The organism is Streptococcus suis (assembly GCF_016743335.1).
GTDB lineage: Bacteria > Bacillota > Bacilli > Lactobacillales > Streptococcaceae > Streptococcus > Streptococcus suis_Y.
The window spans coordinates 20,442-35,335 of the sequence record NZ_WCJE01000015.1 but is presented as its reverse complement, the minus strand read 5'-3'; the positions used below and the strand labels follow the sequence as shown (position 1 = coordinate 35,335).

At 39.9% G+C, this 14,894-nt stretch carries 13 protein-coding genes; all 13 read right to left on the bottom strand.

The features are described from left to right. Positions 1-213 precede the first annotated feature (213 nt). The gene (locus tag F9856_RS05970; protein ID WP_029173233.1) at positions 214-1,467 is read right to left on the bottom strand and encodes a hypothetical protein; all 1,254 of its coding nucleotides are present in this window, start codon (positions 1,465-1,467) and stop codon (positions 214-216) included. Then, positions 1,436-3,382 (bottom strand): protein kinase family protein, encoded by a 1,947-nt coding sequence (locus F9856_RS05965; RefSeq protein ID WP_202106045.1) that lies wholly within the window; start codon positions 3,380-3,382, stop codon positions 1,436-1,438. Before F9856_RS05965 ends, F9856_RS05970 begins: the two co-directional genes overlap by 32 nt. Before the next feature lie 2 nt (positions 3,383-3,384). Further along, the gene (locus tag F9856_RS05960; protein WP_171942859.1) at positions 3,385-3,558 is read right to left on the bottom strand and encodes a hypothetical protein; all 174 of its coding nucleotides are present in this window, start codon (positions 3,556-3,558) and stop codon (positions 3,385-3,387) included. 957 nt (positions 3,559-4,515) lie between these two features. Next, positions 4,516-5,808 carry an adenylosuccinate lyase gene (purB, locus tag F9856_RS05955; protein ID WP_202106044.1) on the bottom strand — a complete coding sequence of 431 codons (1,293 nt, stop codon included), beginning with the start codon at positions 5,806-5,808 and terminating at the stop codon, positions 4,516-4,518. 13 nt (positions 5,809-5,821) lie between these two features. Beyond that, positions 5,822-6,880, bottom strand: a complete 1,059-nt coding sequence (locus F9856_RS05950; protein WP_328708145.1) for a hypothetical protein — start codon at positions 6,878-6,880, stop codon at positions 5,822-5,824. Continuing rightward, complete coding sequence (locus tag F9856_RS05945) at positions 6,849-7,364, bottom strand: hypothetical protein (RefSeq protein WP_202106043.1); 516 nt, start codon at positions 7,362-7,364, stop codon at positions 6,849-6,851. Before F9856_RS05945 ends, F9856_RS05950 begins: the two co-directional genes overlap by 32 nt. A gap of 50 nt (positions 7,365-7,414) precedes the next feature. Beyond that, a complete protein-coding gene (gene purK, locus F9856_RS05940) occupies positions 7,415-8,482 on the bottom strand; it encodes a 5-(carboxyamino)imidazole ribonucleotide synthase (RefSeq protein WP_202106042.1) in 1,068 nt (355 codons plus the stop codon). After that, positions 8,469-8,957: a 5-(carboxyamino)imidazole ribonucleotide mutase gene (gene purE, locus F9856_RS05935; protein ID WP_024383089.1), complete on the bottom strand. Its 489-nt coding sequence runs from the start codon at positions 8,955-8,957 to the stop codon at positions 8,469-8,471. The genes purK and purE overlap by 14 nt, the downstream gene beginning before the upstream one ends. A gap of 25 nt (positions 8,958-8,982) precedes the next feature. Continuing rightward, positions 8,983-9,735: a DUF4336 domain-containing protein gene (locus F9856_RS05930; RefSeq protein ID WP_004195421.1), complete on the bottom strand. Its 753-nt coding sequence runs from the start codon at positions 9,733-9,735 to the stop codon at positions 8,983-8,985. Then, positions 9,732-10,991, bottom strand: coding sequence for a phosphoribosylamine--glycine ligase (gene purD / locus F9856_RS05925; RefSeq protein WP_202106041.1), 1,260 nt, complete (start codon positions 10,989-10,991; stop codon positions 9,732-9,734). The genes F9856_RS05930 and purD overlap by 4 nt, the downstream gene beginning before the upstream one ends. A 298-nt stretch (positions 10,992-11,289) precedes the next feature. Then, positions 11,290-11,460, bottom strand: coding sequence for a DpnD/PcfM family protein (locus tag F9856_RS05920; protein ID WP_202106040.1), 171 nt, complete (start codon positions 11,458-11,460; stop codon positions 11,290-11,292). Between the two features lie 79 nt (positions 11,461-11,539). Further along, positions 11,540-12,304, bottom strand: coding sequence for a DpnI domain-containing protein (locus F9856_RS05915; protein WP_202106039.1), 765 nt, complete (start codon positions 12,302-12,304; stop codon positions 11,540-11,542). A gap of 98 nt (positions 12,305-12,402) precedes the next feature. After that, positions 12,403-13,950, bottom strand: coding sequence for a bifunctional phosphoribosylaminoimidazolecarboxamide formyltransferase/IMP cyclohydrolase (gene purH / locus F9856_RS05910; RefSeq protein WP_202106038.1), 1,548 nt, complete (start codon positions 13,948-13,950; stop codon positions 12,403-12,405). Positions 13,951-14,894: the final 944 nt, after the last annotated feature.

Below are 14,894 nucleotides of genomic sequence, written 5' to 3'. Positions count from 1 at the left end.
AGTCCTAGCATACACTATTCCCCTGGGGATGAGTCAAGGATTTTTTTATTTTTTATACAAAAACAGTCAGCTAATTCTTGCTGACTGTTTTCTGGAGATTATATGAAAAAGAAATTTCGCTATTTCTAGCTTGAATAGAGTATAACTCGTCAAACTTAAGGAAAACTAAAAAATTCTCTGGAAAATCCAAAGAATTTTGAGTAACAAACCATTCTATACAGATACAAGTTTAGATTTTTCAGTTGCTAGCTGAGATTGGACTGCCAAGATAGTTGCAAGCAATCCAATAAAAGCAAACATCCCCCAAGTCAAATGAATATGTATAGTAGCTAATGTAGAAAAGAGAATGGTTCCCACAGGAAGAGAAAGTGTAAATAACATGGTCAATAAAGTATCTGTTCGAGCTAGTAGTTCCGGCGAAGTATTCGCTAGTAATAGAGAATCAATTTTAGGATTGACCTTTCCACCGATATAGGCTGAAAATGCTAGAAAAACTACTCCAATAAACTCACTTAACCCCAATAAATGGCTCAAACCAATTCCGATCAATGCTATCGCATTACAAATCATCATTTTTGTAAGAGATAACTTTGCAAAGTAATCATTTGGTGTTAAGCTCCCAACAATCATGCTCACAACCAAGATAGCATTGATAGTCAAAAGACTCTGACCATAAGTCATCCCAAACAAGCTCTTATCTAGAAAATAGATAGTATAGATAGAACCAAGTGCACCACCTAGGGCATTCATAAGTAAAATACAACTTAAAGTTGTCAAAAGATTACCAGAGGCATTGGTTTCAAAAACAACCTTAATACCATCAATCACATCACTTAGCTGTTGTTTGATGGATTGTGACGATGCTATTTCAATCTCATCATGCGTCAAATGTTTTTTATGTGTATAGAGTAAAATTCCAGAAATAAAGAAGAAACAAGCGTTCAACATCGCAACAATACTAAAATTATTACCTGACAATGATAGAAGCCATAACCCTAAAGCCTGCCCACCAATACCACTCACACAAGAAATGAACTGAAAGAAGGAATAAGCCTCCATAAGTTCGTCCTCTTTCAAGTTCTTCTGCATAATCGGTAACCTCAAACCTGAAGAATAATCAGACAGTAAATCAGTTATTACATTCATCACACAAACAAGAGCAAATACTCCAATCGTTGTACTTTGAAGTAAGAATGACATAACAAAGAATAACACAGTCTGAACAAGGGCTGCTGAAAACAATGCGTTTGCCTTTTTCTTAGTCTTATCTGCTTGAATCCCCATATAAAATGAAAAAATTGTAGGGAGAACCATAATTATATTAGCGACAGATATCGCCCATGTTGAGCGAAATTGAGTAGCTGCATAGATCACGAAAACAAGGTTATAAATGTGTGCACCCAATGAATTGAGTAAACGTGAAACAGCTAATACATTATACAGTTTGTTCCTTAATAATAAATTCATTTTTTATTCTCCCGTAACGTGAAAATACATAAAGTAATTCTTTTTGTAATTTCTTATCATACTTTGCCTTAATTGCAACCATCACTAACTGTTTCTCTACGGTTGCCAGTAGTTTCTGATCCGTTGTAGCACTAAATATATCTAGCAAGGTATCTGCAACTCCCAACATCCCTTGCCTAAAATCTGGATATTGACCATACTCAACTAACAAACTCTTCACTAATTCTTGCGATAGGTCGAGGAACTTCGGATAACCAATATACTGCAAGGCTTTAAGCACCCCCGCAACACCTGTAGTTAGATAAGGCGAAGCATACCCCAGTCCATATGCAATTGATGGTCCATACTCTGTTTCTACAATTTTGTCCAAAATCTTTGTTACAACATATTGCTGATGGGTAGCTGGTAGATCCCCGTCCTCCATTAAGACGATAACTCCAGCCAAGCCATCTAATCCCATATTGGTTTCTCTATCAATAAGAATTTTCAAGCGAGCTTCATCTTCCTTACAATGCAAATATCTGGATAAGCCATCTAAATCCAATAATTGACTAATGGGAATGGAAACTTCAGGCATTGAATCTTCATAAGGTATTAACTCACAACAGACTTTTCCTAGCTCTGCTCTTACATTTTCAACCTTTTCTTTTGCAACAGATATACTTGCTTCGTCAGAAAGTAGATAGGAAATCAGTTGGGATAGATTAGTTTTTATACCATATCTACTTAGCAAATCATCTGTTAAACAAGCTTCATATTTCTCTCCACTTCTTATTTGCAAACGACCTAGTAAAAATAAGATTAAATTCGCCAGTTTATGACAATCCCCAAGTTTTCCATCTAGTCTATTCCATTCTTTCAAACTAATTTCATTATATATTCCAATTAAATTATCATTTTCGTTTTCATAAGAATTTTCTAAATCAATAAAATACAATTTATTATCTTCTGACACAATAAAATTATTAGCATGAATATCATTTAAAACAATATTGCGTTTATGGAAGTAGTCAATAAAATGTATCAGTTGTTTTGTTAGAGAAAGAAAATGTTGAAATTTATCAATATTTTCACCAGGAGTGTCGCTACTGTACGTAAAGAGTGACATTGGACTAGCATAGTCTAGCAAATTCTGGCCTCTGATGCTTTCATAGATATAGTAGTCATTTATCCACTCTTTTACTCTTTCCAGTATCTTAGGAGTTCGATTAGAAGCTTGCAGGTGCTTAGCATATTTGTATTCATTTTCTCGCAGCATCTTTTTTGTAATCTTTTCATATGAAACGACTTCCGCTCGTGCTTCCTTAATGATAACTTCTTGATTGGTTTCCTTATCAAAACCTCGGTAAGCATTTCCACCATTACTCATACGCAGGCAATCCGTAACTTGATATTTTTCTGCAAGATAACTTTTCTGAAATACTTGAGGCTCTTGAATATCGTCAATCCAAGGTGGCAAGTCAAAATAAGCTTTCTGATAATCTTGCCAAACCTCTCCATTTGGTCCCTCTAAAGTGGGAATTCCATTAACATTGTATTGAGAATGATCTTCAAAAAATCCATATCGATAAAAAATAATATTTGAATCCTTGTAGGGACGGTCGCTCAAAATATAGATTCCTTGTAAATCCTTAGGTATGTTCAGGTAGAGCTGCTCTAGTAACTCCAAAAAATGAATATGGGAGTTAGGATAAATTGTAAAATACTTCCCAGACTCTGCTCGACTTTCAAGTTCTGAAAAGTTTCGCAATACATCTACATCTTCTTCAATATATTTAAAACAAACCTTACTTTCTACTAGTAAAGGATAGACTACTTGAAAAACTTGCTTATAGTTTTCAGCAGTTGCTGAGATATGAATCTTAAATCCATAAATTTGGTTATTTACTTGTTGGGCATCTACCATCTTAAACATACTTATTCCTCAATTCTTACATGAAAAAACCATTTATCAATACGTTTTTTATCTGATTTGATTAATTTTTCAGCTACTCCCTCCATATATCTTTCAAATTTTTCTTCAATCTTTGAAGTATTTTTATTCCCTATATCAGCTTTACCACAAGATAATGTATAAGTTGCTTCTTTCATTTACTTTTCTCCACTAGACTTTATACCTACAAAATGAATCAACGTACCTATGTATCATTTTATCCAACTGTACATTTCCATGTAACGGTGATGAACTCTGGTTGGCTTACTTCAAACTTACGACTTGTGTCATTCATAAATTGGGTCATAGTTTTCTCCTTACTTTATTAATTATTTCATGGTACATTTCCATGTAACGGTGATGAATTCTGGTTGGCTTACTTCAAACTTTCGATTTGTTTCATTCATAAATTGTGTCATATTCATTCTCCTTTCATTTTTCCTACACTTGTTTATTCGTAAATCATTTGGAAAATAATTTATTTTTTTCAAGTGTGTATCTCCTTGAGGGGAGTTTTCCCTCTCACTTACTTATTCGCAAATCGTTTGCATTTTTTGAAAAAATTTTTTATAGTCTTTTAGTTTACTTTTAGTACTAGGCAACGAGCCGCAGGCATAACTAGAGTTAGGCAAGGCGAATTAACGAAGTAATAAAAGAAAAACTAAATGACGATACTTTTTTTGAATAAGTTGTGAGCTTGCTTCCCCCACACTTATCTATTCGTAAAATTTTGGGAGTGGGACAGAACTCGACCAATCTAAAGAGTTCGTCAACAAGTCTTTATTTCTAGTTGTTGAGCTGAAACAGTCTATCCCAGACTGTTTCACTCCCACCCCGCACAGCTCAAACTGTCTGGGAGAGAGTTTGAGGTTGGAGATGAAGCGAACTCTGTTCGCATCAGTCGTAGAGGTCAGATTTGGAGCGTGAAACGCGAACGAATCTGCCAATCAACCACTGCGCTGAAATGTTGATACGAACTCTGAGAAGCTAGGCTGGACTTTCTGCTCATCCTCTTACGAATGATGGTCTAGCGGAAGGAGCTTGTTCTCCCCTTCAACTATTTATTCGCAAGTAAATAAAAAAATTCTCTGGAAAATCCAAAGAATTTTGATTTTTTATAATCCAAGTCGTTCAAAGATGTCGTCCACCCGCTTGGCATAGTAGTCTGGGTTGAAGAGTTCATCAATTTCTTCCTGGCTGAGTTTGGCTGTCACGCGCTCATCCGCTTCAAGAAGGGGCTTGAAGTCCACTTGATTGTCCCAAGAATGTGCGGTTTTTGGTTGCACCAAATCATAGGCTTCCTCACGGGTCATACCTTTTTCAATCAAACTAAGCATGACACGCTGGCTGTAAATCAAGCCAAAAGTTGACTCCATATTGCGTTTCATATTTTCAGGGAAGACCGTCAAGTTCTTGACGATATTGCCAAAACGATTAAGCATATAGTTGATAAGAATGGTCGTATCCGGCGTGATAATCCGCTCCGCTGACGAGTGGGAAATATCGCGTTCGTGCCAAAGCGCCACATTCTCAAAAGCCGTCACCAAGTGACCACGCACCACGCGAGCCAGACCGGTCATATTTTCAGAGCCGATAGGGTTGCGTTTATGGGGCATAGCAGAGCTGCCTTTTTGGCCTTTGGCGAAATACTCTTCGACTTCACGTTGTTCAGATTTTTGTAGCCCACGGATCTCTGTCGCCATACGCTCGATAGACGTTGCGATCAAGGCTAGGGCTGAGAAATATTCTGCGTGAAGGTCACGAGGAAGGACCTGAGTCGAAATTTCCTGCGGACGAATGCCCAATTTGCCACAAACATACTCTTCCACAAATGGTGGAATATTGGCAAAGTTTCCAACCGCACCTGAAATTTTACCAGCCTCAACGCCCTTAGCTGCCACATCGAAACGCTCCATATTGCGTTTCATTTCACTGTACCAAGTTGCCAATTTAAGACCGAAGGTCGTTGGCTCCGCATGGACACCGTGGGTCCGCCCCATCATGATGGTGTACTTGTGCTCACGCGCCTTGTCAGCGATGATATTGGTGAAGTTTTCAAGGTCACGACGGATGATGTCGTTGGCCTGCTTGTAGAGGTAGCCATAAGCCGTATCCACCACGTCGGTCGAAGTCAGACCGTAGTGGACCCACTTGCGTTCCTCACCAAGACTTTCCGAAACCGCACGGGTGAAAGCCACCACATCGTGACGGGTTTCCTCTTCAATCTCTAAAATGCGGGCGATGTCAAAAGTCGCCTTCTTACGAATCAAGGCCACATCTTCTTTGGGAATCTCACCCAACTCAGCCCAAGCCTCATCTGCGAGGATTTCCACCTCCAACCAAGCCTTGTACTTGTTCTCTTCACTCCAAATAGCCGCCATCTCTGGGCGGGAATAACGATTGATCATTTTGATTTACCCCTTATATTACTTCAACATCCAATTCATCAAAGACCTGCCTGCCTTTTTTGTTAACAGAGTTAAGTAGGCTATCAGGTAATTGAGAGGGGGAATTTATAGAAAGCCCCTCTTGTTGACTTTTAGCCTCCATCTTCTTGATTTCTTTCTCTAGATTTAGTATCTCTTGATCTAGTTCTCCATTCTTATTTTGAGCTATCATAAGAATCCATTTCTCCCTTAGAATAATCAGAATACTTGGTAGAATAAGTAGTGACATTGTTAATGTCATCTCCAATGGGCTGTTTTGTTTGATTAGATTTGTTTCCAGAAAACGACTATTTGAATAAGTAAATTCAGACTGCACAAAGAAGTCACTCCCTAATAGTTTTATCTCGTCATCAGCTAGTTTAACACCAATAATCGGACGTTCAAACCTGTTAAAAATATAGTTAAACTGTTCAGATTTATACTCTAAATGATTTTCCAGTGACTTCTGAAATTCTCTATTGAAATTTTTGAATGCACCATCAATCTCTTTGATACATTTTTTTCTATTATCATTATCAATGTTACTCTCGGTAATAGAACTTATAAAAAAATCAACAATATTGAACTCTGTGATGCTTTCTTTTTTTGATATTTCATAGAGTTTTGATAAATCTTCTTTTTTACTCCCAATAAACAATTTATGTCTGTTAACAATAGAATAATACTGTCGATAAGCTTCAAAAAATTCATGTATTACTAAAATTTGTCTGTTTGGAAATAGAGGCACAGGAGAACCTAGATGATAGTATTTCAAAACATCATTGGAATTATTCAAATTTAAAATAGGATTTTTATATTTTGTATATTGACTATTGATATTGATTGATGAATTAAAAATAATTACTTCATTTAATTGAACTCCTTGACTAAGATACTCGGAGAGATCTTTCAATAATATTGTTTTATAATAGAATTCACTAAAATCATTAGATAATTTTGCGATTTGCCAATTTGTATAGAGTGTATAATTATCTTTTTGAGCAGACAATCTTAATTTTAATTTATTCACCATTCTTATCGCCTCTTCTTTCACTATGTTTCTTCCTAAATTCTTCATTCTCTTTCAAGAGTCGCAGTATCTTTTCTTTATCTTGCCTATTTTTATTTTCTTGTTCCGTTTGTAGCTGGTAATTTATATAAACAAGATTTAACAATAAAAGCGAAAGTGAGACTGCTGAAAATCCTCCTCTTTTGGAAATAGATTGAATATATTGAAATATAGAGTTGTCGATGAAGCTAATCACCCAAATAGTAAGACTGATTGCTATACCTAGTGTTATAGAGAATAGTTTTTTCTTCCTACTCTCTACTTTAAGAATTTCAAAAACAGGATCTAGAATAGCAGATGATAATGTGGCTACTGTGGCGTATATGAAAAAAGCATGTTGAGAGTTCAAGTCAATATTCTTATCAAAAATGGTAGATGAACCTAGTAAAGATAAAATTAAAGCAATAATAATTATAACAAGACTTAATAAATCATTTTTTGTTATCAATAATTTAAGATACTTCCTCATCTCATCCTCCTCTCGTATTTGTTTCAATAAAGCAGAATGCCCTGATAAAACTAACGTTCGCTATTTGCATCTTCCCCCAACACCGTCATGTGTCCCATTTTGCGATTGTGCTTTGCTTCTAGTTTACCATAAAAGTGGGGATGGGCGGTAGGGTTTTCTTGAAGAAAGGTTTGGGTTGCTTCCATATCTTGTCCCAAAACGTTAATCATAACTGCTGGAGAGAGCAGGCGGATAGGGGGCAGAGGCTGACCGAGAATACCCCGTATATGGGTATCAAACTGTGAAAAATTACAAGCTTCAATAGAATAGTGTCCAGAATTATGAGGACGAGGGGCAATTTCGTTAACCAGAATATCCTGCCCTGCCACAAACATTTCAACGCAGAGGGTGCCTGCCAAATGGAGCTTATCTGCGATTTGCAGGGCCATGTTTTTGGCTTTTTCAGCTAGTTCATCTGAAATACGGGCAGGCACGATAGTTTTGTAAAGAATATTATTGCGGTGGATATTTTCCTGCACAGGGAAGACGGTGTAGTCGGAGCCATTACCAGACACAAGGACGGAGATTTCCAGGTCAAAATTCACAAACTCTTCCAAAACACACTCGGCAGAGTTGGCTAGCTGACTAGCCTCTACCAAGTCCGCCGCTTCACGAATAACCTTCTGACCATGTCCATCATAGCCCCCCGTGGCTGTCTTCAAGACGTAGTTTTTGCTGAGATCCAGACCTTCTAGGTCTAGGCTAGATGTAACGACTTTGTAGGGGGCGACTTGCACGCCAGCTTTTTTTGCCAAAAAATCCTTCTCAAAAATGCGGTTCTGGGAAATGCGAAGGAGGTCTGTCCCCTGAGGGAGCTGACCGTCCTTGATGACCGCGTCCAGTCCGTCGGCATCGACATTTTCAAACTCGTAGGTCAGGACATGACACCGCTCCGCCAACTGTTTGAGGGCCGCCACATCGTGATAGGGAGCGACGATGACCTCGCTGACCTTGGAGGCTGGACAGTCCGCCGCGGGATCCAGCGTGATCACCTTGTGACCCATGTAAATAGCGGAAATAGCCATCATCTGCCCCAGCTGACCGCCACCGATAATTCCGATTGTCTTAGATGAGGTCATCTGTCATCGCCTCCGCAATTTTTTCTTGTTCCTTGGCAAAATCTGCCAGCTGGGCCGCAATGGTTTGGTCTTCAATGGAGAGAATGCGAAGAGCTGTCAGAGCTGCGTTGGTCGCACCTGCTTCACCAATCGCCATAGTCGCAACAGGCACACCGCCCGGCATCTGCACGATAGAATAAAGCGAATCTACTCCGCTCAGAGCACGGGATTGAACAGGAACACCGATGACCGGCAAGGTTGTCTTAGCTGCCACCATACCCGGCAAATGAGCCGCACCACCCGCTCCTGCGATGATGACCTTGATGCCACGGCCACGCGCTTCCTCGGCGTGACGGAACATGAGGTCTGGTGTGCGGTGGGCAGAGACTACTTTCTTTTCATAGGCTACGCCAAATTTGTCCAGCACATCGGCTGCTTTTTTCATGGTTTTCCAGTCAGAACTAGAACCCATGATAATGGAAATTGGAATGTTCATATTTGCACTTCCTTTTCTTTTTCAACTATTTCTCTAACCAGAAAAATGCCTGCCTCAAATGATCCATAGCGTTTCCAAAAAAACAACGTCCATGTGCCAATATCAGATTGTGAGGTTGCCAGTCCTTCATCTTTTGATAACTCTGCCTCGCTAAGTGTTTCTGTAAGAGAAACGTAAGCCGTAAATCTCTAGGTGTACGCCCAACAGGATAGGTATTATCGCCTAGCTTAAACAAGAATTTTTGAAAGAGTGACACATTTCTGGTTTCAATATTTTCAATTAAGTCCGTTACAATTAAAGTCTTGCTTTTTTGATGAAAAAAGACTAATTCCTCAACATAAAAACTGCCTTTAAACACAATACAGTCGATTTCCTTCAACCAAACAGGTGAGGCATTATCTTCAAAGTGAGTGATATTTTTTATAGCTGATTTTCTTGCAAGCTTTTTTTCTAATCCTTTGGCTACTAGAACACTGACACCCTCGTAAACCTGGCACCATTCTTCGATAAAAGAATAATGTAATTTATTGGGAGCAACTAGGTATCTTACCTTCCCTAGTTTGTCAATTTCTTTTTTTAATTTTTTAGTTAGATGGACTGGTGAATGCACCCAAAGGTCACTGTTTCCCAGTTTAATAATCGTCATTCGAGTGCTAAACGGAACCGTAAACAGTTTAAAATCCATATCAACCGTATCACCGTCAACAATCCATATATTTTCTCCAACTTTTTTAGGGACAAAAAGTGGAGGGTAAAGAACTATTGGCAATTGATTCATAGGCCCTTACTTCCAATATCTGTCCGATAAAAGAGGCCTGTCGTATCTTGATTTTTCAGCTCCAAGTAGATTTTTTCCTGGGCTTCTTGGACGGTATCTGCTGTGGTGACTAACATATAGACCCGACCGCCGTTTGAGAGCAGTGCTCTGCTATTTTCCGCAAAACGAGCCCCTGCATAGTAGGTCGTGATATCGCCCTCAGTCTTCGCTGGCAAGGTTACGCCTTTTTCGTAGTCCAGAGGGTAGCCGTTTGAAGCCACGACCACGCCTAGCGTCACGCCGCTATCCAGCCAAGTCAGCTGTGTCGGGCGTTTGTTGAGGATGTCGTCGATGTTCTGAGCAAAATCAGAGGTCAGGCGAGGCAGGATAATCTGGGTTTCTGGGTCGCCAAAACGGGCGTTGAACTCGATGACCTTGGGACCTTGCTCTGTCAGAATCAAACCAGCATAGAGCACGCCCAGATAAGACCGCCCTTCCGCAATCATGCCATCCAGAATAGGCTTGACAATGGTGTCAACCGCCGTATCCACCACGCTTTGAGGCAGGTGGGGAACAGGTGCGTAAGCCCCCATACCGCCTGTGTTGGGACCTTGGTCGCCGTCAAAGGCACGCTTATGGTCCTGGGCTGTCGGCAGAATGTAGAACTGGTCACCGTTGACCAGAGCAAAGAGGGAAAACTCCTCGCCCGCCAAGAACTCCTCGATGACCACGCGGGCACCCGAGTCGCCAAACTTGTTGTCCAAGAGCATCTCCCGTGCCGCTTCGAGCGCCTGCTCGACGGTTTCCGCCACGACTACACCCTTGCCCAGTGCCAAGCCGTCCGCCTTAACCACGATTGGAGCCCCCTGCTCTTCGATGTAGGCTTTGGCTTCTTCGAAGTTGGAAAATGTGCCAAAGGCTGCTGTTGGAATGCCGTATTTGACCATAATTTGCTTGGCAAAGGCTTTTGACCACTCCAGCTCCGCGGCTAGACGACTAGGACCAAAGGCTTTTAGTCCCGCCTGTTCAAAATCATCAACGATTCCCGCTGCCAGAGCATCGTCTGGACCAACTAAAGTCCAAGCAATATCATGTTCCTTAGCAAAGTTAATCAGGGCAGAATGTTCGGAAATTCCGATATTGACTAACTCGATACCATCTAAAGTCATCCCGTCATTCCCAGGAGCTACAAAGACCTGTTCTACCTGTTTAGATTCTAACAATTTCTTTGCGATAGCGTGTTCACGACCACCAGACCCTACAACCAAAAGTTTCATTTTTTCACACCTCAAAAACGGATTTTCTATAAACAGTATAGCAAAAACAGACGGATTTTGATAGAAAAAGCCGGGTAATGTTCGGGAATGGAAAAAGCTCACACGAGGTGAGCAAAATCATATAGATACTCTTGTTAAGATTAAAAATCATGGTTCGTTGTAACTATAGTTGTTTGAATTAGGAAAAGGACAGGTTTGAGTGACAGTGTCAGTAACCAGTTACCAAAATTGCTTTAGAATTCTCAATTTTATTAACATAGACATGTCCTGTATCGAATTCAATTAGCTATATCAAAACTTAATCCATAAAAAGCCCATAATTATATCTTTCAAAGTCACTCGCATCCAGAATAATTTCTTCAGACATACACATATCATGAGCTGTTTGTAGAGCTTCCTCACAGTTCTTTGCTTCAATCTTAACTACTTTTGATAAGGTTTCGGTAAAGACAATTTCATATACCCTCATATTGACTATCCTTTCAATGATATTGCATAAATTTTAAATCATATTCTACTTCTTATTGCAATTCTCCACGTAAATCTGATTATAGCTTTCTGTACCTTCCTCTTGCTGAAAATTCTATTACACCTTTGTCACGTAAAATTTGTAACTGTTGACGAATTTTATCTTTGACATGTTTATTATTTGGAAATTTCTGTTTCAAATCATTTTCAAATTGGTAAAATCTTTCCAATGTAAACTCTTTTTCTTCAATTTGATCTAAACATTTTAAAATCTCTAACAACCAGCCTCTCGTTGCAATACTTTGCTTTTGAATAAACAATGTTTCTGAAAATTCCTTGGAAACAAGATCAGGTTCTCTAACATGTCCATTTTTTACCAAAAAAATACGACCGTATGATGGAACCTGTGATAAATCAATATTGCAGCCCACCCAACCTGCTCTCTTGGCAGTAGGGGCAAGTGGTTTACGTTTGATAATTGTATCCACCGTAATAAACTGCTTAGGCAAAACTAAAAAATTCGTAACTGCAAACTCTTTTGAATAGGTTAGAAAGAAAAAGTTAGGATTGTTATCTGCCTGAACACGCTCTATCATGCTTTCATAAGCACCATCATTGATAATGGAAGAAAAATTCCCCTTTTTACTTTTAAGTTCATACTCTTCTGAACATTCAACACAGAAAAAATCAGCAACTGGTCTATTATTTTCAAAATGAATCAATGGCTTTTGCCTACAATTCGGACAGTAACTATTCTGGTTTACCCAATTCTCCGTCAGAACTCTTGCTTTCTGACTATTGCTAGAGTACTTTGAAACCAAATCCATATTAAACCGTAAATCCAAGATTTCCTCCGTCTAGAATACTATCGATTGTTTTATCTTAATTATACCAAAAACCACCCCAACTTCTCCAGCTGGGGTGCTATACTTATCCAAAATTCTCAATGTCTAAAATGTCTTACTCCTGTAAAGACCATGGTCAAGCCGTACTTGTTGGCCATGTCAATGGACTCTTGGTCACGGACAGAGCCACCTGGCTGAATGATTGCCTTGATGCCTGCCGCTGCAATTTCTTCCACGTTATCAGCAAATGGGAAGAAGGCGTCCGACGCCAAAACGGCTCCCTCTAAACGATCCTTTGCTTGCTCGATAGCGATGCGGACGGATGCCACACGGTTGGTTTGTCCCGGCCCCACACCCAGGGTCATCTTGTCATTGGTGATGATGATGCCGTTGGACTTGACATACTTGGAGGACTTCCAAGCAAACTCCATAGCAGCCCACTCCTGCTCGGACGGTTGACGCTCGGTCACCACCTGCCAGTCCGCTGGGCTTTCCACCACCACGTCCTGATTCTGCACCAAGAGTCCGCCGACAACGCCTGTGAACTCTTTTTCCACTTCACTTGCATCCTGTGCGTCAAAGGCCAATTCCAAAATCCGAAGATTTTTCTTTTTATTGGTCAAAATCGCTAGCGCTTCTGCCGAGTAACTCGGTGCGATGATGATTTCTAAGAAAATCGGGTGCATCTTTTCAGCCGTCGCAGCATCCACTTCTCTGTTCAGCACGACGATGCCCCCGAAAATCGATACTGGGTCAGCTTCATAGGCATAATCCCAAGCCTGCTCAATAGTCTCTGCCTGCCCGATACCACAAGGGTTCATGTGTTTGAGAGCCACAACAGTTGGACGGTTCTTGAAATCACGAATAATCCGGATAGCTGCATCCGCATCCCGAATGTTGTTGAAAGACAACTCCTTACCGTTTAACTGCTTAGCAGCTGCAATCGAATAGGCTGTCGGAAGGGCATTTTGGTAGAAATCCGCATGTTGCTGAGGATTTTCTCCGTAACGCATAGGCTGATTGAGGTCGTAGGTAATGGTGAGTTTTTCAGGCTTGTCTTCGCCTACTTGCTTAGTGAAATAATCTGCAATCAAGGCATCGTAGGCTGCGGTGTGACGGAAGACCTTGGCAGCCAATCGCTGACGCGTAGCATAAGCCGTCTCTCCCTGCTCTGCAATTTCCCCTAAAACCGTCGGATAATCTGCCGGATCCACCACAACGGTCACGCTGGCGTGGTTTTTGGCTGCCGAACGAAGCATGGACGGTCCACCGATGTCGATGTTCTCCACCGCCAAGTCGTAGGTCACATCTGGACGCAAAATGGTCTCTTTGAAGGGATAAAGATTTACCACCACCAAATCAATCAAGCCAATTTCATGGTCGCTGGCAGCTTGCAAATGGCTGTCCAAATCCCGACGTGCTAACAAGCCCCCGTGGATTTTGGGGTGCAGGGTCTTAACACGGCCATCCATCATCTCAGGAAAGCCGGTCACATCATCAATGGCAATAGTAGTCACTCCAGCCTGATCCAAGGCAACTTTGGTGCCTCCTGTTGAGATAATTTCCCAACCAAGCTTGGTCAATTCCTGGGCAAATTCTACAATACCATTTTTATCTGATACGCTAATTAACGCACGTTTTGTCATGATTTCTCCTTTATAAAATCTAAACCTTTAGTAATTGTATTGATAACTTTAGGAAGCTCTTCTTTTATACAAATAATAAGTTCTTTACGTGACATATCCCCTATATTCCAGTATTGATATATATCATGACCATACTTTCCATATTGTTTAGTCAACGAAGATTCTCTACCTCTAATTTCCTTATTGCTGTAATTTTCAAGATATCCTAATTCGAGCAATTTGTTAAATAGATTGTCCTTATTTCCTAAACTTGATTCTCCTGTTCTGGCTCCACTATGTAATCGAAACTGTTTTCCTTCAATCTGAATTCCAATAAAACCAACTTCTTGATCATCAAATTGCTGATAATACTTGATATCAATCGTAGCTTTTTTATTATGGAACGAAATTGCTACTTTTGGGAGACCCCACTCTGATTGAAACGCTGGAATCATTACTTCTCTTTCAATTTCTCGTGCTATTTCATTCGAAATATACTTTAGGAAAACATCGTCAAATTTCAGTTCTTCTAAATATCGAGAACCTTTCCAAACATATCTATCTTTAGTAGATTCTATTTCCTCAAGTAGTAAATCACTCAAACAGGAAATATCGTTGGCATAAAGCATAATCAGTTCCCTATTGATACTAGAAATACCTTTAGTATGTTCTAGTATGTTGATAATTCTTTCTGAAATAACTTTATAAGATAAAAACTGCCAACTTTGCAGTTCCAGAACTTTGGTCAAGCCAGTAATCGTACCTAAACTAAATTCATAATTTTTCTTTTTAAAGTTTTGTTCATACTTTAACAGTTGTTCTCCAATAGGAAGAGACTTTAACTTATTCTCAACAATATGGCATTTCCCTTGACCTTTTTGTTGGTAATATATGGATAAATCCCTATGGTCTTCCTCACGTATACAACTTTCATAAATATAACCAGAGGAGTAAAAGGATGGAAT